The 21,963-nt window shown below is 44.8% G+C and carries 23 protein-coding genes; 12 read left to right on the plus strand and 11 right to left on the minus strand.

Annotation, left to right across the window (positions count from 1 at the left end; translation table 11 throughout):
* Positions 1-21: 21 nt before the first annotated feature.
* The gene (locus EOD41_RS20660; RefSeq protein WP_164849890.1) at positions 22-159 is read left to right on the plus strand and encodes a hypothetical protein; all 138 of its coding nucleotides are present in this window, start codon (positions 22-24) and stop codon (positions 157-159) included.
* A gap of 16 nt (positions 160-175) precedes the next feature.
* Here EOD41_RS20660 and EOD41_RS05340 read toward each other — a convergent pair whose 3' ends face one another.
* Positions 176-1,357, minus strand: a complete 1,182-nt coding sequence (locus EOD41_RS05340; RefSeq protein WP_127703765.1) for an MFS transporter — start codon at positions 1,355-1,357, stop codon at positions 176-178.
* Between the two features lie 238 nt (positions 1,358-1,595).
* On the opposite strand from EOD41_RS05340, the gene xth reads away from it, so the two are divergent.
* Complete coding sequence (xth, locus tag EOD41_RS05345; RefSeq protein WP_127703766.1) at positions 1,596-2,369, plus strand: exodeoxyribonuclease III; 774 nt, start codon at positions 1,596-1,598, stop codon at positions 2,367-2,369.
* Here the strand turns inward: xth and EOD41_RS05350 are convergent.
* On the minus strand, positions 2,366-3,322 hold the full coding sequence (locus EOD41_RS05350) for a CvpA family protein (protein ID WP_127703767.1): 957 nt from the start codon (positions 3,320-3,322) through the stop codon (positions 2,366-2,368). The genes xth and EOD41_RS05350 overlap by 4 nt on opposite strands.
* 299 nt (positions 3,323-3,621) lie before the next feature.
* Here EOD41_RS05350 and EOD41_RS05355 point away from each other — a divergent pair, with 299 nt between their 5' ends.
* From EOD41_RS05355 to EOD41_RS05365, 3 genes are read left to right on the plus strand one after another with little or no spacing between them, the layout of a single operon-like run.
* Positions 3,622-7,251 (plus strand): CshA/CshB family fibrillar adhesin-related protein, encoded by a 3,630-nt coding sequence (locus EOD41_RS05355; protein WP_127703768.1) that lies wholly within the window; start codon positions 3,622-3,624, stop codon positions 7,249-7,251.
* Between the two features lie 3 nt (positions 7,252-7,254).
* Complete coding sequence (locus tag EOD41_RS05360) at positions 7,255-8,223, plus strand: PorP/SprF family type IX secretion system membrane protein (protein WP_240663198.1); 969 nt, start codon at positions 7,255-7,257, stop codon at positions 8,221-8,223.
* A gap of 11 nt (positions 8,224-8,234) precedes the next feature.
* Positions 8,235-10,187: an OmpA family protein gene (locus EOD41_RS05365; protein WP_127703769.1), complete on the plus strand. Its 1,953-nt coding sequence runs from the start codon at positions 8,235-8,237 to the stop codon at positions 10,185-10,187.
* A 3-nt stretch (positions 10,188-10,190) separates the two neighbouring features.
* Here the strand turns inward: EOD41_RS05365 and EOD41_RS05370 are convergent, their stop codons facing one another.
* Positions 10,191-11,054, minus strand: coding sequence for a DUF3667 domain-containing protein (locus EOD41_RS05370; RefSeq protein ID WP_127703770.1), 864 nt, complete (start codon positions 11,052-11,054; stop codon positions 10,191-10,193).
* A 151-nt stretch (positions 11,055-11,205) separates the two neighbouring features.
* Here EOD41_RS05370 and EOD41_RS05375 point away from each other — a divergent pair, with 151 nt between their 5' ends.
* Complete coding sequence (locus EOD41_RS05375; protein WP_127703771.1) at positions 11,206-12,684, plus strand: tetratricopeptide repeat protein; 1,479 nt, start codon at positions 11,206-11,208, stop codon at positions 12,682-12,684.
* Here the strand turns inward: EOD41_RS05375 and EOD41_RS05380 are convergent.
* Genes EOD41_RS05380 through EOD41_RS05415 form a run of 8 tightly spaced genes read right to left on the minus strand, consistent with a single transcriptional unit; the run spans position 12,681 to position 18,288 of the window.
* Positions 12,681-13,346, minus strand: a complete 666-nt coding sequence (locus tag EOD41_RS05380; RefSeq protein WP_127703772.1) for a lysophospholipid acyltransferase family protein — start codon at positions 13,344-13,346, stop codon at positions 12,681-12,683. The two genes, EOD41_RS05375 and EOD41_RS05380, sit on opposite strands and share 4 nt — an antisense overlap.
* On the minus strand, positions 13,343-14,164 hold the full coding sequence (locus tag EOD41_RS05385; protein ID WP_127703773.1) for an alpha/beta fold hydrolase: 822 nt from the start codon (positions 14,162-14,164) through the stop codon (positions 13,343-13,345). Before EOD41_RS05385 ends, EOD41_RS05380 begins: the two co-directional genes overlap by 4 nt.
* Positions 14,157-14,570 carry a holo-ACP synthase gene (locus tag EOD41_RS05390; RefSeq protein ID WP_127704465.1) on the minus strand — a complete coding sequence of 138 codons (414 nt, stop codon included), beginning with the start codon at positions 14,568-14,570 and terminating at the stop codon, positions 14,157-14,159. Before EOD41_RS05390 ends, EOD41_RS05385 begins: the two co-directional genes overlap by 8 nt.
* Positions 14,560-15,372 (minus strand): enoyl-ACP reductase FabI, encoded by an 813-nt coding sequence (locus tag EOD41_RS05395; protein ID WP_127703774.1) that lies wholly within the window; start codon positions 15,370-15,372, stop codon positions 14,560-14,562. The genes EOD41_RS05390 and EOD41_RS05395 overlap by 11 nt, the downstream gene beginning before the upstream one ends.
* 5 nt (positions 15,373-15,377) lie before the next feature.
* Positions 15,378-16,727: a beta-ketoacyl-[acyl-carrier-protein] synthase family protein gene (locus tag EOD41_RS05400; protein ID WP_127703775.1), complete on the minus strand. Its 1,350-nt coding sequence runs from the start codon at positions 16,725-16,727 to the stop codon at positions 15,378-15,380.
* 2 nt (positions 16,728-16,729) lie between these two features.
* Positions 16,730-16,990 (minus strand): acyl carrier protein, encoded by a 261-nt coding sequence (locus EOD41_RS05405; protein WP_127703776.1) that lies wholly within the window; start codon positions 16,988-16,990, stop codon positions 16,730-16,732.
* 5 nt (positions 16,991-16,995) lie between these two features.
* Positions 16,996-17,562 (minus strand): hypothetical protein, encoded by a 567-nt coding sequence (locus tag EOD41_RS05410; RefSeq protein ID WP_127703777.1) that lies wholly within the window; start codon positions 17,560-17,562, stop codon positions 16,996-16,998.
* A gap of 3 nt (positions 17,563-17,565) precedes the next feature.
* Entirely contained in the window at positions 17,566-18,288 is a 723-nt protein-coding gene (locus tag EOD41_RS05415) for an SDR family NAD(P)-dependent oxidoreductase (RefSeq protein WP_127703778.1), read from the minus strand.
* A 281-nt stretch (positions 18,289-18,569) separates the two neighbouring features.
* On the opposite strand from EOD41_RS05415, the gene EOD41_RS05420 reads away from it, so the two are divergent.
* The 6 genes from EOD41_RS05420 (at position 18,570) to EOD41_RS05445 (ending at position 21,927) form a co-directional block, all read left to right on the plus strand.
* Positions 18,570-19,112, plus strand: a complete 543-nt coding sequence (locus EOD41_RS05420; RefSeq protein ID WP_127703779.1) for an SRPBCC family protein — start codon at positions 18,570-18,572, stop codon at positions 19,110-19,112.
* 28 nt (positions 19,113-19,140) lie between these two features.
* On the plus strand, positions 19,141-19,569 hold the full coding sequence (locus tag EOD41_RS05425; RefSeq protein ID WP_127703780.1) for a VOC family protein: 429 nt from the start codon (positions 19,141-19,143) through the stop codon (positions 19,567-19,569).
* Positions 19,570-19,581: 12 nt separating this feature from the next.
* Positions 19,582-20,025 (plus strand): SRPBCC family protein, encoded by a 444-nt coding sequence (locus EOD41_RS05430; protein WP_127703781.1) that lies wholly within the window; start codon positions 19,582-19,584, stop codon positions 20,023-20,025.
* 53 nt (positions 20,026-20,078) lie between these two features.
* Positions 20,079-20,456, plus strand: a complete 378-nt coding sequence (locus tag EOD41_RS05435; RefSeq protein WP_127703782.1) for a DoxX family protein — start codon at positions 20,079-20,081, stop codon at positions 20,454-20,456.
* Positions 20,457-20,680: 224 nt separating this feature from the next.
* Positions 20,681-21,073 carry a c-type cytochrome gene (locus EOD41_RS05440; RefSeq protein WP_127703783.1) on the plus strand — a complete coding sequence of 131 codons (393 nt, stop codon included), beginning with the start codon at positions 20,681-20,683 and terminating at the stop codon, positions 21,071-21,073.
* A gap of 206 nt (positions 21,074-21,279) precedes the next feature.
* On the plus strand, positions 21,280-21,927 hold the full coding sequence (locus EOD41_RS05445) for a ThuA domain-containing protein (RefSeq protein WP_240663200.1): 648 nt from the start codon (positions 21,280-21,282) through the stop codon (positions 21,925-21,927).
* The last annotated feature ends 36 nt before the right edge of the window (positions 21,928-21,963 follow it).

Genomic DNA, 21,963 nt, shown 5'->3' on the forward strand with positions numbered 1-21,963 from the left:
CCGCAAACATTGACTGCCATAATGGTGCCTCAAACAGAAGAGTTTCACGATCATGAAGTGGTACGCATCGCTTCGTCAGACAGTAATAAAACCGTTGAAAAACGCATATTTCGCGTAGTTGACGGCGGTGAAGATAAATGGGAGTTGCAGTTTGAATAACCACAACAGGTGAAGTCTACGCCAACTCAACCACAGCTTTCTGAGTTACTTCGGCCTGTTTATGCCTCGTCGAAAGTATCCAGGCGAAGCCTGCACCGGCTAAGGCCATAGCCATGCCTACCAATTCGGGCGAAGTATAGCCGTATCCCATGGCAATGGGTAGTCCGCCCAAAAACGCACCCAACGCGTTACCAATGTTAAAGCCAGCCTGTGTTACCGACGCACCAAGCATTTCGGCGCCCCTGGTGGTTTGTATCATCAGTATTTGTATTGGCGCAGCTAAAGCTATGGATAAGCTACCGGCTATAAAGGTAAGGATAAGCGATAATGGTGTACTCCACGACAGGAAATAGATGGCCAGCAGCGCTGCAGCCATGGCGATAAGCAAAATAATAGTCGCCGTGAGGGGCTTCAGTTTATCGGCAAGCTTGCCACCCACTATATTGCCCACAAACATGCCGAAACCGGCTATCACCATAACGTATGGTACAGCACTGGCCGGCAGGTGGGTAACCTCTGTCATTAACGGTGCGATATAACTTATCCAGCAAAACAGGCCGCCGGTACCAATAGCGGTAACCAGTACAATAAGCCATGGTTCGATACGGGCAAATACGCGTAATTCAGATTTGATGTCGCCGGTGCGTTTTAAAGGTAGTGCAGGCATTAAAAAATATAACGAGGCCATAGTGATCAGTCCGATAATACCGACACTGCCAAATGTTAACCGCCACGAAAAATGGTGACCAATGTATGTGCCTATGGGTACGGTAAGCAAGTTAGCCACGGTAAGACCGCCAAACATAACGGATATGGCCTGTGCCTGCTTGCCTTTTTCGGCAAGGCGTGTTGCCACAACTGATCCCACTCCAAAGAAAGCCCCATGCGGCAGGCCCGAGAATAAACGTGCAATAAACAAAATGGCCGGGCTTGGAGCAAAAGCCGACAGGGTGTTAAACACCGTGAAGAGCGCCATCAGGCCAAGTAATATTTTCTTCGGGGCAATGTTACCACTTATAGCTGTAAGCAAAGGCGCGCCTATCACTACTCCTAACGCGTAAGCCGAAATAACATGCCCGGCTTGTGGTATGGTTACATGCAGGTCGGCGGCAATATCGGGCAAAACGCCCATCATCACAAATTCGGTAGTGCCTATGCCTAAACCGCCCAGTGCGAGTGGTAACAAACTTTTCTTCATAGCCTGATATAATAAGTGTCAAAGATACACTAAGTTTTTGGCGTCGGTAGTAACCTATCGGATTAATTACACTGACCGGACATACTGCCAAAATTTTGACAGTGTTGACAGGTGTTGACAAGTGTTGACGGTGTTGACAGGTGTTGACTCTGTTGACGTCAACACCTGCACCATAGTCTCAAATCTAAGATCTCACATCTCAAATCTAATTACGATATTGCTTCGAAATAGATTCGTCATGAGGATAGCTACCTATAACGTTAACGGTGTGAATGGCCGGCTGCCGGTGCTGCTGCGCTGGCTAAACGAAACCCAACCCGATATTGTGTGTCTGCAGGAACTGAAAGCCCAGCAGGATAATTTCCCTGAACAGGCTATAGCTGATGCCGGTTACAACGCTATTTGGCACGGGCAAAAAAGCTGGAACGGAGTAGCCATACTGGCACGCGGCATGGAAATTCAGGAGCTTAGCCGCGTACTGCCGGGCGACCCTGAGGACAGCCATAGCCGCTACATTGAAGCTATTGTTAACGGCCTTACTATAGGTTGCCTTTACCTGCCAAATGGCAACCCGGCTCCCGGGCCAAAGTTTGATTACAAGTTGAAGTGGTTTGAGCGTTTTACTCAGCACGCCGCTGGATTGTATGCCTCGGGCAAGCCTGTGGTATTAACCGGCGATTATAACGTTATGCCTACTGATCTTGACGTGTATAAACCCGAGCGCTGGGTTGACGACGCACTTTTCCGCCCGGAAACACGCGCCGCCTATAAAAACCTGCTGGCACAGGGCTGGACAGATGCTATCCGCAAGCTGTATCCCGATCAGAAAATTTATACATTCTGGGATTACTTCCGCAATGCTTACGGCCGCGACGCGGGGCTGCGTATTGATCATTTTTTGCTTAGTCCAACTGTTGACAGTCGTTTAAAATCAGCGGGTGTCGACCGGCATGTGCGTGGCTGGGAAAAAACCAGCGACCATGCCCCGGTATGGATAGAACTGGCAGATTAGTTACGAAAATTCTGTGTGATCATCAGGCCATAAATGCCTGTATCCAAAATGCCTATGCCAAGCCTGCCAAAGGCAGGATTCAGGATGTTTGCCCGGTGCCCGGGTGATTCCATAAGGCCTTTGTGTGCAATGGCAAGCGTAGGTGCAAGCGCCAGATTTTCGCCTGCTGTAAGAAAGCGAACCTTATCACGGCGCATCCGGTCAAATGGGTCGTCGCCTTCAGGGGTATAATGTGAAAAGTAACCCCTTGCCAGCATATCCGCCGAATGCTTGCTCGCAACTACAGCTATTTCAGTGTCGGCTTTAAGCGGTTTTAAATGTCTTTTCACACGTTCAGCGTTCACCAGTTCCAGCATTTCTTCTTCCAGGTCGGGTCGTCTTTTGGCCGAAGCTACTTTGAATGGCAATTCTACAGGGGTTTCTTTACCAACCTCAACCCGGTTTTTTGGCATGGCGTGGTTAAGCGCTTCACCAAAAACAGGTGCAAGTTTATTTTGCAGCCATTCAACTTGTGGTACCAGTTTTTCGCCTGCACGGCTATCACGTGCAGTTTGTGATATATTAGTAGTTAACGGCATAAGCATTAAAAATACAGCTGCGAAAGCCGCCCATATCACGCCGTTCACTATACCCGGAAGTACACCAAAAGCCCTGTTTAACGTTGCAGTGTGAGCATTTAAAGGTGTACGCTCAAGTATCCTGTAAGCAATGTTATCAATAAATAACCTTGTGATTATAGCTAATAATATAAACGCAACAGGCGGCGCCCACACACCGGTTGCAGGCATAAGTTTAAGCAACAAACTCGCAACGGGCTGATAAGCAATAAAACTGACCCATAAACTACCTGTCCATGAAATTAACGCCAGTGAGGCTTGGATGAAACCCTGCCGGTAGCCGTCCCAAACCGAAAAAGCAAAAATCACAAGTAAAAGCAGGTCTATATAGTTCATTGATGTAAATTACAATTTAATCTGTTTATTACTTATATACACTACCAGCCTAAATATTCTGATGAATAAAATGAACAAAAAGTTTAATTGGTAGTGTTAAAACCATTGATGTTTATTGTACGTATTTGATATGCTGCCGTTTACATAACTAAACCTGTTTTTAAAGCGTATTGAGAAGAAAATATTTTTATACAGTAACATTTTTTGCTGAATTTAGTATAAACTGATAAAGCATTACCTGACCAAAACCACAGGTGGATTTTGCTGATAACAGCTAAATTGTGCCTGCATATTTATATATGACGAAAAAATATCTACTTAAAGTTGTTTTATTTTGCTGCCTCATTAGCATTTTTAGTAAGAATGCTTGGGCGCAGTATGCCATAGGCGGAACTGCAGGTGCAAACCTGGTAAACTCGGTTTATTGGCTTACGTGGGATAATACTATTCCAAGTTCAACAATGATAAGCTCGCCGGCCGGGTTCACTCCACAAAATATAATTGCGGGTACATATGTATGGCAGTTTTCGCCCACTGTACGCATAACAGCCGTAATAAGCGATTTAACGGTTGCCAATGGTACAGGTATGCAATCATACACCCCCGGCAGCTATGCAGGTGACGGTTTGGATGTACTTTATTCAGGCAATAATCAGCCAAAACCTAACTCTCGCGGTGTGCCTGCTTCGGGCATTGCTACACCATACGGTGGTACGGTTAATTTTGATATCGATATAAAAGTAGCCATCCTGATAAATGGAATCTGGACGGATGTGATTTACCCGGGGATGATCATCGCAGACGCTGAATCAGTTGACGCAGAAGGTGAATACATAAAAGGAAATACGCCAAATACGATAGCCTGGCAGTTACTTAATAAGCGTGTGCAAGGAACTAACGCCGACGAGCATTACCGCTTGCAGCTTTCAAATGCAGGCCGGTCTTTCCGCTTGTTTGCCGACCTTGCGCCCGGAAACTTTGGCGTACAGGCCGTAATGTTTGCCCGCGGTGCAAGGCATCTAACAGATGTCGGTATGAAGGGTTCAGGTTTAACAGCTATGGCCATTGGTTTTGTGCTGCCTTTTGATTTAGGCGACGATCCGGCTGGCTACGGCACCACCGGACATTATATGGACGACTTTGAAATAACCGACTACTTTGCCGGAGATGGTACTTATGACGTAGTAACTTATAATACTACTCCGCTTACTGCAAAAGCAACAGTTTTTATTGGCGAAGACAATGTCGATCCGGATGGTGAACCGGCAGGAAGTGCAACCTCTGATGATGATGACAATACGGGCAACGACGACGAAAGCACGCTTGATGAAGCAGCGCTTCCTGATGTAAAAGTGAATCAGCAGGGAAATATTGTATTTACAGTACCGGTAACAAATGGTAAAAATGCTACAGCTATTTTAAGGGCATGGCTTGATTTTAACGGCGACAATGTTTTTGGTCCAAATGAAGAGGTAAGTGTAAACGTGCCGGCAAATACCAACAATCAAAACGTTACGTTGACCTTCCCTAACTCGATGTTTGCCGGTAAGGTAAAAGTTGGGCCATTATATGCCCGGTTACGCTTATCAACCACTACTCTAATTGATAATCCGAGCACCCCGGTTGACGAAAGAAGCACCTCATTTACAGCTGATGGCGAAACTGAAGATTACAGGCTTAAAGACGTATTAGGCTTGTCAATATCGGGCCGTGTTGTAAATGATGGTAACGGCGGTACAGACAATGCTATTAGCGGCAACCCGCTGCAGGCGCCGGGTGGCAGTCAACTCTATGCATATCTGGTTGATAACAATAACACTATAGTTAACAAAGCTACAGTAGCAGCAGATGGCTCATATATATTTGATAGCAACAACACCGGTACCTTTATAGTTGCCATATCAACCAATGATGTAGCCATAGGTGGTAATCTTGGCGATATACCTCCGGCATTGCCTGCGGGCTGGGTGCCATCAGGCGAAGCCTACGGCACAAATAACATAAGCGGTACAGGCGTTGAAACCGGTACACCAAACTTACGGATAGAAGTAGGTACACCCGGTACAAGCCTAAATGTAACCGGCGTAAACTTCGGCATAAACCGTGCACCTGTCGCAACCGATGATGCAGGCTCGACAGTAAGCGCTGATCCGGTAACAGTAAATATCCCTGTAAATGATGATGATCCTGACGGTGATATAGCGCCCGGAACCGTATTGCTTGTTGATCCAACCGATAACGGGTTAAAACAATCGGTTACAGTATCAGGTCAGGGCACCTATACAGTTAATCCAACCGGGACGGTAACTTTTACACCGGCGCCGGCCTTCGCAGGAAAAACCATACCACTTCAGTATACTATAAAAGATAATCTTGGTGCCGAAAGTCCGCCAGCATTAATCAACATAACAGTTAAACCAACAGGTGTTGCCGATGCCTACACAACGTTTGTAGGGACACCGGTGACATCACCTGTAAAAATAAACGACGGACCCGACGCTGCTTCAACTACTGTGACTGTAGCAACACCGCCAACAAATGGTACCACCAGTGTTGATGCACAGGGCCGTGTCACTTATACGCCAAATCCGGGATATGTAGGTACTGACACGTACACATATGTATTGACTACGCCTGACGGTATAGCTTCAGACCCGGTAACAGTAACCGTGACCATAGGTGGAGGTAGTATCGAGTTAACTAAAGCTGCAACTAACACAGGTAATGATGCAGGAGATATAATAAATTATACAATAATTGCAAGAAATACTGGCGCTTCGGCTTTAAGTAATGTAACCGTTACTGACCCGGGTGCCGACGCCGGAAGTATTCAGCCAGCTACTGTGGCAAGCCTTGCAGCAGGGGAATCAGCAACGTTTACGGCAACCCACACCTTAACGCAGGCCGATGTTGATGCCGGAACCTATGTTAACCAGGCAAGTGTAACCGCTACTGCACCCGGCGGGCAAACGGTTACCGACGACGCATCTGACGATCCGGGCACACCGGCAGCTAATGATCCTACTGTTGTTACTATTACAGCCGAACCTGGTATCACACTTGAAAAAACAGGCACCTTTACCGATAACTTTATCACCTACAGCTTCGTAGTGCGCAACACAGGTAATTTGGTGTTAAACAATGTTACCTTTACCGACTTGAATCTCGGTATCAACAATGCCCAGGTTAATAATGTGCCTCCCGGTGGTCTGTTGCCCGGTGCAAGCGTTCCGTTTACTTATACATATACCTTAACCCAGGCTGATAAGGACGCAGGTAGTGTAAGTAACACAGCTTCTGTAAACGCCACCGATTCAAAAGGCAGGCCTGTAAGCGATGATGCCAACGTAACCGTACCTGTGGCTAAATCGCCGGTGGCTGTGAATGACAATTCGCGTACGGCAATCAACACGCCTGTAGGTATTCCGGTTACTACTAATGACAATCCCGGCGGTGTTCCGCTTGATCTTACTTCTATAGAAATAATTTCGCCGCCCGCGCATGGCAGTTTGCAGATCGGCACAAACGGGGTTGTAACTTATTCTCCCGATCAGGGATATACAGGTGATGATGTGTTTACCTACAGGCTTAAAGACGTGTTTGGCTTTTACACTAACGTGGCTACGGTGAATGTTTCCATCACACCAAACGGCGCTCCAAGTATCCCAAATCTGTTCACTCCGAACGGCGATGGAGTGAATGATGTGTTTGAGATACGTGGGCTTGATCCGTCGCTGCCAAACAGGTTAACCATTGTTAACAGGTGGGGTAACGAGGTGTTCCGCCAGGATAATTACCAGAACACCTGGACAGGCACCGGCCTTAACGAAGGTACTTACTATTACCTGCTGCAGATAAAAGACACCAGCACAAATACCTGGAAAAATTATAAAGGCTATATAACATTGATACGGGCGACAAGACAATAAACCATGATGCGAAGATTTCTATTTATATCGATTTTACTCCTTAGCACGGTAGTGGTTTATGCCCAGCAGGATGCGCAGCAAAGCCAGTACATGTTCAACGGGATATATATTAACCCGGCATATGCGGGCTATAAAGAAAACCTGAATTTACATGCTTACTACCGTTCGCAGTGGACGGATGTTCCGGGCAGTCCGCGCAGTATGTCATTAGCTATAGACGCTATTGCTAACGATGGTAACGTGGGTTTGGCGTTTCAGATAGCAAATGATAAACTGGGCGCGCAGCACCACCTATCGGCATATGGCAATTATGCTTACAGGCTGCGCATGAATGAAGACGGCAGCTCAAGGCTGGCGCTTGGCCTCGGTTTTGGCTTTGTGCAAACCGGCATTAATACCGGTATGCTAAACCCGAACGATCCTGAACCCGACCTGTCTGGTGCTAACCAGAATGCCATCGCTCCCGACGCGCGCTTAGGTGTGTTTTATTCAGATAATAAATTTTATGCGGGTATATCAGCCGATAACCTCATTTCACAGTTTATTGATGTGAAGAAAAGCGGCGCTTACATAGCACAGCCAAAACCACATTATTATTTAACCGCGGGTATGTTGTTAGGCTTATCAGAAGATATTATGCTAAAGCCAAGTTTCCTGTTAAAGGATGATGTTGCCGGACCAACAAGTTTAGACCTTAACGCATTTTTGCTGCTTGGCGAAAAAGTATGGTTAGGTGGCTCATACCGTACAGGAGTGAAGATCTACGATAAATCGCACCTGCAAAATAACCTTACGCCGGCCAATACGGTAGTTGCCGCAATTGAGGTGTTTCCAACTCAAAACCTGCGCATAGGTTACGGTTACGACTTTAACAACAGTCCGTTAACCGGAAGCGGCGCTTCGCACGAAATATCTATCGGCTTTTATTTTAAAACAGGCAGAAGCCGCATGTTAACCCCTCGATACTTTTAGCGTTTATGCAGATGAAAAGAATATTATCCTTTATTATACTGATCGCTGTGTTGTCGCTGCTTGCTAAAAACAGCCATGCCCAAAGTGCGGTAAAACAGGCTGATGAAGAATATCGCTTATTCAATTACGAAAAAGCTGCCGAGCTATACCTTAAGGCATTTAAAAGAGATTCCACCCTGTATATAGCGTCGCGGCTGGCGAACAGTTACCGCATGATGCGCGATTATGAAAATACCGAGTTATGGTACTCACGCGTGGTAGAAATGGACAGGCAAAATCCTGAATATGCTTTGTACTATGCCGAAGCATTGCGCAACAATTCCAAGTATGTTGAAGCAAAGGCGCAGTTTTCAAGGTACTATACGCTGAAAAGAGATTTCAGCAGGGCACAGCTTAAAACGCTTACCGCGGCTACCGATTCGGCCATTCGCTGGCTGGCTAGCCCTGTACCGGCTGAGGTAGAGAATGTGCGTGAACTAAATAGTGAAGGGTCTGACTGGGGAGCGGTACGGTATAACGATCTTGTAGTTTTTACATCCGACAGGGAAAACAATACGGTACAGCAAATCCGTAAAAAGAAACCGCTGTTATATTTTGATAACGGTAAAGACATTGACCGCAAGGTTTACGGCTGGACAGGTAATGCATACCTGCGCCTGTACCAACGCGCTGCTGATGATACGGTAAGGATATTTCCATTTAGCGCCGGAACAGATTATCATACCGGGCCTGCATCATTCACCGCCGATGGCAATCAAATGTACGTTGTGCTTACAAGAACCACAGCAAAAAAGAATAAGGCTGATTCAATAGAAACGTACAAGCTGGAAGTTTATTCGAGCCAAAAGAATGCTTCAGAAGCAAACTGGAGTAAACAAACCGGTTTCAGGCATAATAATAACGAAAAATGGTCGGTTGGGGATCCGTCTATTACCAAGGGCGGCGACACGCTGTATTTCGCTTCGGACATGCCGGGCGGTATGGGCGGAACCGATATTTTTTATTGTGTAAAAGATGCTGCAGGCAATTGGGGGCAGCCGGTCAACCTGAAAACAGTGAACAGCAGCGGCAACGAACGTACTCCTTTTGTTGATGCTGCCGGAGATTTGTATTTCTCCAGCGACACCGGCATTGGTATGGGCGGGCTTGACATATTCAAGGCTTCACGCACGGGCGCCGATACTTACGGGCCGAGGCAAAACCTCCGCTATCCGTTCAACTCGCCACGGGATGATTTTGCTTTTGTTATTTATGACAACGGCACCACAGGTTACTTTTCGTCAAACAGGGCAGGTGGTTTCGGCAGCGATGATATCTACAGCTTTACTCAAGCCCCACCGCTTAAACTGGAAGGTATTGCATATGATAAAACTACGCGTCAACCTCTGGCAGGTACATTAGTAACACTTGGTAAAACCGCTGTACGTACTGATGCTACAGGTAAGTATAGCTTCACAGTTCAGCCAAATGCAACTTATCCGCTTCGCGGCGAAAAGGCAACTTACTTAACCGAAAGTGAAACGGTATCAACTCAGGGTGTTATTCCCCCAAAAACCATAAGGAAAGACCTTTATCTGGATAAAATTGTGCTGAACAAAGCCATCAAGATTGATAACATTTATTACGATTATGATCAGTCGTACATTCGTCCCGACGCGGCTATTGAACTCAACAAGATCATAAAACTATTAAAGGATAATCCGACAATTGAGATCGAGCTCGGCTCGCATACCGACAGCCGTGGTAACGATGATTACAATATGGCCTTGTCTCGCCGTCGTGCCAATGCTGCTGTTGATTACATTATTACCGAAGGAGATATTGACGAGGAGCGCATCACCGCACGTGGTTATGGTGAAACCCGCCTGCTTAACCGCTGCAGCAACGGTGTTAAATGCAGCGAGACCGAGCATCAGCAAAACCGCCGCACCGAGTTTACCATAGTGCGTTATAACGGGCAGTAAGTGTTAGTACAACACCCCCCAGGCAATATACAAGGTAACCACTATAACGCAAACTATCGTCCAGCCGGTTATACCGGCTAACGAGGTAAGTGCTGCTTTCAGGTATCCGCCAAATGAGTAGCGCATATCCAGTACGCGGTGATAAACAATCGCGGTGTACACAATGTGCATCAACATCATGATGAATAACAGCATGCCATACCAGGGTGTGCCCTTTGCCAGGTACATTAGCGGGCTGAATATAACTACTGATAACAAATTCAGGTATCCGTTTATAAACGTGACTATTGAAAGTTGCTCGGCATAAAATAGCCGCTTATAGTATAAAAGAAAAATAACAAACGCTATGAACGGCGTACTGATACCAAGTACAATGTTGGTGCGGGTGTTCATGAAATGCATAGCTTTGGCTACCCTAACATCAATCTTCCTCAGTTTTTCCAACTTTTTCGAAATCTTTTGCTTTTCGGCTTCAGAAATATTTTTTTTTGCCAGCAGTTGGGTTGAGGCACCGGCGGCGCTACTGTTCATTTGGTTGAATGATTCGTACGGCTTAAATACCGAATTGGTAAAAACTACCAATCCCAACACTATAAAAAAGAAACTAAACGGACTATAGTACTTTTTATGCTTGCCCGAAAGATATTCTTTAATAGTAAGGCCGGGCTGCAAGGTGAGCGCTTTAATCAGGTAGAAAAAGCCTTTATCGGCATGCGTAACAACATGCACAATTTCATGGCCGATGTGTGGCAAAGTGATACGCGCATGCGTATTGGCCGGCTGCCCGCACTCGGCACAAAATTTATCCTGCGGTTCAAGATGATGTGAGCAGTTAAGGCAATTGTCGGGGTGATGTGTGTGTGACATAATAGCATCCGAAAAATAATAAATAGTATCGGTTTACGCTAATTATTTAACCAGCCCGTTTATGTGATTAGACAAACAAAAGTCTATTGGTGTGGTTTGATATTACTAACTTGCGCATTTAGCCGGTAGCGGCACACTGCTTATTTATTACATGACCCTAAAACGCCTGTTTTTTTTACTGTTTCTGTTACTGCTGAAATTAAACACATATGCCGATTTCAGTTATAGTACCCGTTGCCTCGAAGCTTATAAAGATATTTTTAGTCTGAGGCTGAATGAAGCCCGCGAATTAATAAAGGATGAACGCCAGCAAAATCCGCAAAACGGGATGCCGGTACTGCTTGACGATTATGTGGACTTTTTTAACCTGCTTATAGCCGACAGCAAAAGTGATTATGAGAAATTAAAGCCCCGGGAAGATAGCCGGATTGATCTGCTGGACGATCAGGATGAGGACTCACCTTTTTATCTGTTTTCAAAAGCCGAGGTTTATATGCATTGGGGACTGATAAAAGGCCGTTTTGGTGATTATGTAGCCTCAGCGCGAGACCTGAAACGTGCGCGAAATCTGCTTGCTGAAAATGCTAAAAAATATCCCGACTTTATATTGAACCAAAAAAGCCTGGCACTTATTGATGTGGTTTTTGGAGCACTGCCATCAAATTTGAAAAGCGTAGCCAGTTTTTTTGGCATGAAGGGTAATATCCGGAACGGGGTAGCCCAGTTAGAACGCCTTGCGTCGGACATAAAAAAAACGAAGTATAGTTTTTACGATGACGAGGTGATCTTTTTACTATGTTATGTTGATGTAGACGTTTTGCACAATAAAAACAACTACAACAAGCTGCGCGGCTATCTGGCAGATATGGACAACCGAAGTTTGCTAAAAACCTATCTGCAAGGCTATGTAGCAGCTAAAACAGGTCATAATGATGATGCTATTGAGTATATTACCTCAATACCAAAAGGCGGTGCTTACATTTCGCTTCCTTATGCAAATTACCTGATGGGTACAGCCAAGTTATGCCGTATGGATACAGATGCCAATGTGTATTTGTCGAGATACATCAATGATTACCGGGGCGTAAATTACATCAAGGATGCATACCTTAAACTGGCTTATTTTTATTTGCTGCGCAACGATACCGGAAAATATAATTACTATATAAAGCTTGTAAAAACAAAGGGCTATGCCAGTGATGAGAAAGACAAGCAGGCTTTACGCGAAGCGAACGACACCCGCCCCGATATCGACTTGCTGAAAGCACGTTTGTTTTTTGACGGTGGATACTATGCCAAAGCCTTAGCCGAACTAAAAGATAAGCACCAGGATGATTTCAAATCGCAGCGGGAAAAAATTGAGTTTCCTTATCGTTTAGGGCGCATTTACGAAAACCTTAACCGCACCAATGAAGCCACAATAAATTATCAGCGTGCTATAAATCTCGGCCGGAATACATCATATTATTTCGCTGCGAACGCCGCGTTGAGCATGGGCAACATTTATGAACGCCGAAAAGATCTCAGAAAAGCGGCTTACTTCTACAAGATGGCTATTGACATGAAAGGCCACGAGTATGAAAACAGTATCGAGAACCAGGCTAAAGACGGCTTAGAGCGGGTAAATTAATCGTTATAAGAAAGCTGTTCGTTGGTAAAGCGGATATTTTGCTCGAGCGATTTACGGTGATGCTGGTTAACCTGCTTTTTCACTTTATCAAAATCAAAATCGTTATTGGTACCGCAATCCAGCATGTTGAAGTACATGGTGGGGCTGGCGCTTTCAAAAAACTCAATGATATTACTGCTCCAAAGCAATTGGCAGTTGCCTTTTATGCGGGTCACAATTTCATATAACCCTTCTTCAAAATGTATGTGTCTGATGTGACAGCTCTCCAGCCAGGCCTGGGGGTAAAACAGCAGCACGTTGCCGGGCTTTGAAAGTACTTCGGCGGCGTATTCAAAACTCTCTAATATCGACAGCTTTCGGGGATCGACAGAAAAGCTGCCCACATAGCGCAACCAGGGATTTTTGCGCATTTGCTCTTTTAACGACATGATGTACAATTTGCGCATGCCGTTTTTCTTCCAAAGTACTTCGTTGGCCAGGTGGTATGCCAAAAATCCATCTAAAAAGCTAAAATGATTGCACATCAACAAATATGAGTGACCGGGTTTTATATCTACCGGGTTTATGGCCAGTTTTTTAAAACGACGCTTTAACAGCTGCTTTATAATTAAAGCCCCACATTTAAAGAAGAAAGGATGCAGTGGTTTCGACTTGATGATCATAGCAGCAATCGGGATAATGTGGAAACAAAATTCTGGTTGATCATTTCGTGGTTCTCATCCAAAATTACAACTTCAGCCTGTTTTAGTTTGGCAAAAAACGCTTTGCCGATTGTTGGCGGGTACATTTTATCACGCTTGCCAAATATGAATATACTGCGGATGTTATTCTCTGTTAACGATTTGATCAGCTTCTCTTCGTTAGTTTCCAAGAAACGCAGATACGTAAAACAAGCATAAAAATTAAAGCGAAGTTCGGCTGTGGCAATCTCGTTGTATAAAATGTTGCGGCCAACCTTATCAATCAGCCTGAGGAACTTTATGGCGTTCAGCATATTGATGAGCGCTCTTTTGCTTAATACAAGTTTTTCAAGCAGCTTGTTACCCGTTTTGTTTTTGCTGAACAGCCTGATAATAGCGCCAGGGTAAACCGATGATGGTGCTGCTAAAATGTATTCATCTATGCGGCGGCCCAATATTTCGGTAACAGCGGTAGCATAGTGCGTGCCCATTGAATAGGCGATTACCGAAAACCGGTTGATATGCAGGTGCGCGCAAAAATCAATTATCAGCGCGGCAAGTTCTTGTTTGCTAATACCCTTCTTTACCGCGGCGAGGCTTTGATCGTGAAGTTTAGTTTGTTTATGAAAGAAAAGGTCGAACCCGTAAAAGGTGTATTTTTTGCCTAAGGCCGGTTCAAGACTGATGAACTGTTTGCCATGCATGCCAAAGCCATGAAAACATAGCATAGGCTGCGGGCCTTCACCAAATTTGTAATAGTGAAGCTTTACAAGGCCGTTCTCAAAGTAATAATCAGTCAAGGCTAAGCGGATGCGGTTCAACAAATGCTACAGCCCAAACATAGTCACCATCGTGGGAAATGGTTAAACTTATTTTAAAATCATGCGGATGATTGTGCAGGGTAACCCGCGGGCGACCGCCTATTTTATCACGTGTTATCTCGATCTTTTTCCAGCCGGTTGTGGCTGGTGACAGTTGTTTAATCGCCTTATAAACCGCCTCTTTTGCTGCCCAGGTTGAGGCATAACGAAGCAGCGATTCTGCGAACTGATCACAGTAGGCCAGTTCAAGTTCAGTATAAGCCTTGCTTTTAAATTCAGGTGTAAGGGAAAGCTCAAAGGTTGGCACGTGTACCAGGTCGTTACCCACGGCAAAGTGCTGTGTGGTGGTTAATCCCTGTACGGTTTCAAGCAATTTATTCTCCATCAATACCAATCCCCATAATGTTAAAGCCGCCATCAACAAAGTGGATGTTGCCTGTTACTTTTTTTGAAAGATCGGAAAAATAATATAATGCCGCGTCGCCAACATCACTTGCTTCGATATTACCCAGTGGAGCGGTGAACTTGCCCATTTTGCGAAGCTTGCGTACGCCGTTTATACCGCCTGCAGATGTGGTCATTACCAGGCCTGCAGATATGGCGTTTACGCGTACTTTTTTATCACGAAAGAAACTGGCCAGGTACAGCATGATATTCTCCAGCGCCGCCTTGTTAATGGCCATGCCCGCGTATGGCGGAAACACCCGCTGCGAAGCATTATAGGTAAGGGTAAGTATCGAAGCATTCTCGGCACAATAAGGCCTTACCACCCGGGCTATGCGCAGTAATGAGTATGCGCTGATGTTGAACGAATCCATCAACTCCTCAAAAGGGATGTCTATGTATTCAGGAGCAGGATCAGTACTGCCGGGCAGTGTATAGCACATTACACTCTGGCGGCCCCATGCAACGCCGTGAAGCACATAATGGATATTACCTAATTCGTTATGAACCTTTTGAACAAACGAGGTAATCTCCAGTTCGTTGCGTACGTCAACTTCGGCAGTAAGATTAGTATCCATACCTGCCTGCTCCATCAGGTATTGCACTTCCTTTTGCGTATCAGGCATGTAGCTAAGCGCGACTTTGCAGCCTGAACGGTGCAATTTCAACGCCACATCCCAGGCTATAGAACTTTCGTTACGTACACCGAATACAATCGCTACCCTGCCTTTGTTATCTATCATAGCGTCTATACGTCGCGTGATACGGCAATGGCGCTGTTGGTGCCGCCGAAGCCGTAGTTTAAACAAACTATCTGGTTAATTTCTTTTTCGATGGTTTCCTGCGGTAACAGGTGACGGTATTCAGATACCGGCTTAACAGGACCAGTCCAGCCCTCTTTAAGCTGAAAAGCTTCCGGTTCGGTATTTAGCGTAGAAGAATTTAAACAAGGAGAAACCTTTTGATTCTCCAGCATCAGCAGCGCCGCAATAAACTCAACTGAACCGGCAGCACCCAGCATATGCCCGAACTGCGATTTCGGCGCCGAAACATGGTAGCCTTCTTCGCCCAAAACGTCGGTAACGCAAAGCAGTTCAATGATATCGCCGATAGGTGTTGAAGTGCCGTGCACTTTTACCACATCGGGTTTAATACGCGCGCCTTCAGCAAGACCTGCCCAAAGGCGATGCTGCCCGGCAAATGACGGAGCAAACATATCGCCGTCACCATCGGAGTTATTAAAATATTCGTCGATTACACCATAAATATGAGCACCACGAGCTTTGGCCATTTCATATTCTTCAAGGGCAACAATACCGCCGCCAAACGAGCACACGAAACCATTACGCTGCAAATCGAACGGGCGTGAGCTTTCTTCAGGCGCAAAACCTTTGCTTAATACCTGCATGCCATCGAAACCAATAAAGGTTTCAAGAGAAGTGCCTTCAACTCCGCCGCAAATAGCACGGTCCTGCAAGCCGAATTTTATTAAACGGTAAGCATAACCAATGTTACCCAAACCGGTAGCACAGGCCGAGCCTATGGATTCGCAAACGCCCCGGTTTTTTATGTAGCAGGATACGTTGGCGGCGTCGCGGTACACCATCGCGCGGTCAACAGTATGCGAACCCGCTGCGCGGCTTTTCCGCCCTTCCTGAAAAAAGCCATGCCAGGCATTTCGCAAAATCACGTGCCCCGCCCCGCCGGAGCCTATTACCACACCTGTTCCTTCTGAGCGGGTTTCGGCCTCTGTCCAGCCGGCCATTTCAATTGATTCTTTAGCGCCTATCATGGCCCAAATGCTGCCCATATCGGCAGTGGCCAGGTTAATATCAGGTATGCGGCCTTTTTTGTCGATGTAAGTTTCAGGATATTCGGCCGATGCTACGTTGTACACAGCTTCAAGATCCATTTCCTCTTCGGTAATAAAGCCTGCTACTGTCGAGCGTATTTGCTTGCCGTATGCCAATGCCTTATCCCACGATCGTATCATGCTTTTTCCGGCGAAAAGTTTCTCGCCAAAATCAGCAACGCCGGTACAGGTAGGGAAGGCTCCGCCCATGCCCACCACCGCTACTTTTCTCCCTGCTACAGGCATGGTTAACCTCTTTCTTTTGCCAGAATAATTAAATCAATAACGTCTTTCACCTTCGAGCCCAGGTTGTCGATATCGTCATCTTCAAACTCAACATCAAATTTTTGCTCAACCTTAACAGCTATATTAATAAGCTCAGTAGAAGGCGCGTTCATGTCAGCTAAAAAGTCGGTTTCTTCAGTAACGTTTTCCAGTTTAGCCGGATCAATGGTTCTGATCGTTTTCAGTACTTCTATTAAGCCCTCAAGTATTTCTTTCCTGTCCATACAGTTTATAATGTATTAAATAATTCTTTTTTTATCGCCCTGCCGGTGATGTCAAACAGTTCGGCCACCAGTTTAAAATCTTCGCTCAGATCATATGCCTTCAGGCGTTCTTCGTTAAAGTCCCTAAAGTACGCATCCAAATTCAAACCTGCAGGGGCTTTGTATATCCGGCCGTCACATACCATCTGCCTGAACTTATAAAACTTGATATAACCAATGTTAATGAATGTCTGGCCCTTTTCCAAATACGAGTGGTAATTCACGTTACCTATGCCGATAAAAATCGGCATAAAGGTTTCCTTAAGTTCGGTAGGCGTGCACTTCATTTTATTACACTCAGAGAAGGTAGCGCATGATACTATAGTAGCCTGCGCAAACGATTCTATCTGATCAACCCCCCTGAATATCCCAAAATGATCATGCACATCGCGCTCAAGCGGGGTATAGCTGGCCACAATACCAATTTTCGGATTGTGCCAGTGATAATTATTAACCAGTCGTTTTGTGGGGCCATGCAACAGCCAGTCCTTAGGCTTTTCGCCAACCAGTGTGTCGTTAAAAGTATCAGTCATGTACTAAAATAATCCTCCGTTAATATTTATGCTGGTAGCGTTGATGTATGATGCTTTGTCTGAAAGCAGAAAGGCCACGGTTTCGGCTACGTCATCAACATTACCGAAGCGTTTGGCAGGTATCATATTCAGGTACTTTTCTTTTTCGGCAGCGGGGATGCGTTCGGTCATATCAGTTTCAATAAAACCGGGTGCAATGCTTAGTACCCTTATGTTGTGCCCTTCACCAATATTCGCGGCTTCCTGTGCCAGAGAACGTGATAATGCCGCCATGCCTGCCTTGGTTGCCGAATACACAGCCTGAAAAGCATTACCTGTTTGCCCTACAACCGAACTCATGTTTATAATAACGCCCGTTTTATTCATGCTGAATATCTTCATGGCGGTTTTGCATATCATAATAGGGGCTTTAAGGTTGATGTTCAGTATGGCGTCAATCTCCCGTTCGGGCTGATACATTAAAGGTTTATCGAAAGTAACACCCGCGTTATTTATTACAGCATACAAGTCGTCGCCATGCTCTTTTTTAAGCATTTTGCAAAAATCATTAAGCTGTTCGGTGTCGGCAAGGTCGGCGCAAAGCAAGTAGCTGCCCGGTATTTCTGTAGTGAAGCTTTCCTGTCGTGATGCATGCAGGATCAGGGTGTAATCGGCAGCTAATTTTTTTGATATGGCCAAACCAAGCCCTCTGCTTGCCCCGGTTATCAAAACCTTCTTTTTCGTCATTCGGATAGTTTGGATAAAGTTCTCAAAAGTAAGTTATTAAAAATGTTTTAGCATGTATATACTACCCATACCCGCTCTATTTGTTTGAAACGGTTGTTGTCGCGCTTACCCCCTCATATTGCCCCGTTTACACCGTACCATTGTTTGTTATTGCCTTTACCTTTGTATTGTGCAATTGGCCAAAAATATAAAAAGTAAATTGTGATAACATTAGCAAAAAAGAAGGGCTATATTTATTTACCTTTTATAAACACTAATTGATAACCTTAACTAAAAACACAATGAAAATTCTAAAAAGAATCCTGATTGTTATTGTCGCTTTTGTAGCGCTGATATTAATTGTAGCCTTGTTTGTTAAGGGCGAGTTTGATATACAGCGCTCGGTAGTAATCAACAAGCCTAAAAATGAGGTGTACGATTATATTAAGTACCTCAAAAATCAGAACGAGTACAGCAAATGGGCTAAAATGGATCCGAACATGAAAACGGAATTTCGCGGTACCGATGGTACGGTAGGTTTTGTTTCTGCCTGGGAAAGCCAGGCCGATAGCGTTGGCAAAGGTGAGCAGGAAATAAAAGGCATTGAGCCGGGCAAGCGCATCGATTATGAGATACGTTTTATCAAGCCATTTGCAGCTGTAGCTCCCGCTTACATGGCGCTTGACAGTACCGGCGTTTCGCAAACCAAAGTTACCTGGAACTTTCATGAAAAAATGCCTTATCCTATGAATATCATGTGCCTGTTTATGGATATCGAAAAAATGATTGGCGCCGATCTGCAAACCGGGCTTAACAATCTGAAAGCTATTCTTGAAAAACAATAATATCAATCACATCTAAATTTTTACAACAATGGTTATCAATCCGTATTTCAACTTCAACGGTAATACCGAAGAAGCGTTCAACTTTTACAAGTCGGTGTTCGGCGGCGAGTTCATTATGGTGATGCGCTTCAGCGATAGCCCGGAAGCTGGCAACGTGCCACCGGGTACCGAAAACATGATCATGCACATTGCGCTGCCGGTAGGAAACAATATCCTGATGGGTACTGACGCGCCTGACACTATGGGTTTTAAACTGAATATGGGTAACAATATTTATATGACATTGAGTCCTGACAGCCGTGAGCAAACTGATGAGTTATTCGCAAAACTGTCTGAAGGCGGCAGTGTCGATCAGCCGCTGCAAGACATGTTCTGGGGAGCATACTTCGGCACCTGTACCGATAAGTTTGGTGTGCTGTGGATGTTTAGCTATGATCCCAAGTTTGCAAACCAATAAAAATCACTACCTATGGAAATCAAAACCATCAAAAAGACCATCACTATTGATGCACCAGCCCAAAAGGTTTGGGATGTGCTGATGAAGGACGAATACAACATACAATGGTACGCCTACTTTATGCCAGGCACAAAAGCCGAAACAGATTGGCAGGTAGGCAGCAAAGTGCGGTTTACCGATGATAGTAACAGCGGTATAACCGGTATAATTACCGCTAATGAACCGGCAAAGCTGTTGCATATCACCTACAACGGACTGGTTGACAAAGGCCGGGACGACTTTGACAGCGACATGGCCAAAGCCTACAGCGGATCAAACGAAATATATACACTTATTGAAAGAGATAATAAAACCACGCTCGACATAGCAGCCGACATGGGAGACGACTATTACGACGAGATGTCGGCAGCATGGGAAGAGGCACTTAAAAAAATAAAACAACTTAGCGAAGAATAATTATGCGGGCAGCGCAAGCTGCCCTTTTCCACTTTAACCTGATTAACTGAATTATGAAAACCACTAACATCCTGTACTGGGTATTTACTGTTCTGCTTGCCGGGTTCATGATATTTTCGGCACTGCCTAACATTATGGAAACCAAAGACTCTGAAGCATTATTTAAACAGCTTGGCTATCCGTTATATCTGCAACAATTTGTAGGTATTGCAAAACTTTTAGGATCAATAGTTATACTGATACCTGCCTTTCCTCGCTTAAAGGAATGGGCTTATGCGGGTTTGTTTTTCGATTTGACAGGTGCGGCGTATTCATGTGTAGCATCCGGTGAGCCGCTTTCTGTACTTGGATTTTTCGTGGTGTTTATAGCGGTGCTATTCTTATCTTACTATTTTCATCATAAAAGGCTTAGGCAAAAACAGTCGCATTAGCGATTTGAAGATTATTTTTAATCGGTTTAAACCCTTTTATTTCTCAACTGTCATAACAAAGTCATTACAATCTTGCTAATGTAAAAGTAAAACAGTAATTATGCAATCGATTGCAATGTGTTATTATATGCTATTTAGAACGTTTAAAAATTGCAATAAATAATGCGCTGCACATAATCAAAAGCTTATTATTGAGTTGATTAATATAAAGAAAATAAACTGAAATGAAGAAGATTTTACTTGTACCGGGCTTTATGGTAATGCTGTTTGTTACCACCGCTGTGATTAACCCGGCACATGCGCAAGCCAAAAAGAAACCTGCCGCGAAAGCTGCAGCAGGCGGAAAAGCATCTGCGGCTGATATTGCTGCTGGCAAAGAACTTATCTCAAAGTCAGATTGCCTGGCTTGCCATAAAATTGATACCAAGTTGGTTGGCCCCGCTTATATAGATGTAGCAAAGAAATATCCGGCTACACCGGCTAACTACGCTAAGCTGGCTAAAAAAGTTATCGATGGTGGCGCCGGAGTTTGGGGGCAAATCCCGATGTCGCCGCATGCGTCATTATCAATGGCTGATGCCAAAAAGATGGTGTCGTACATTTTATCCCTTAAGTAAAGCATTGTTTTTAATAGGAACCGGAATTAAACCGGTTCCTATAATTTTTATTAACCAATATAATTTTTTTTTTGCTTATGTTCCGCAATCGATTGCAGACGAAACATGTTCTCGTCATTTTTGCATTATTCACTTTTGCTTTAATAACAGCTTTTACCTGTAATAAGAACGGGACAGAAAATTCTGTAGAGTTTAAACCTAAAAAGGTGTTAATATTTTCAAAAACTGCCGGTTTTCATCACGGCTCGATACCTAAAGGCATTGAAGCGATCCAAAAGCTTGGTGCTGAAAATAAATTTTCGGTTGATACCACAACAAATCCTGCGCTTATCACTTCAGTAAACTTAAAGCAGTATGCTGTTGTAATATTTTTAAGCACGACCGGCGATATTTTTAACGAAGCGCAGCAGCAGGCTTTTGAACAATACATTAAAAATGGTGGCGGTTTTGTAGGCGTACACGCTGCTACCGATACTGAATACGACTGGCCATGGTATGGCAAACTGGTAGGCGCATACTTTAACGGCCACCCGGCGCAACAAGAAGCAACCCTGCATGTGGTTGACAGAACACACATTTCAACCAAACATTTACCCGAAACCTGGAAGCGCAAAGACGAATGGTACAACTTTAAGCAGTTAGGCACCGATTTGCACGTCCTGATCACCATTGACGAGGCCACATATAACGGCGGCACTAACGGAGCCAACCACCCAATGGCCTGGTACCATGAGTTTGATGGCGGCCGTGCTTTTTATACTGAACTTGGCCATACCGACGAATCATTTGCCGAACCTTTGTACCTGCAGCATTTGCTGGGTGGTATAAAATATGCCATGGGCTTAAAGAAGTGATCAGGTAAATAGCGAATATCTGTAACCCCTCATATC

Origin of the sequence: Mucilaginibacter limnophilus, assembly GCF_004005815.1 — a bacterium.
Lineage (GTDB): Bacteria > Bacteroidota > Bacteroidia > Sphingobacteriales > Sphingobacteriaceae > Mucilaginibacter > Mucilaginibacter limnophilus.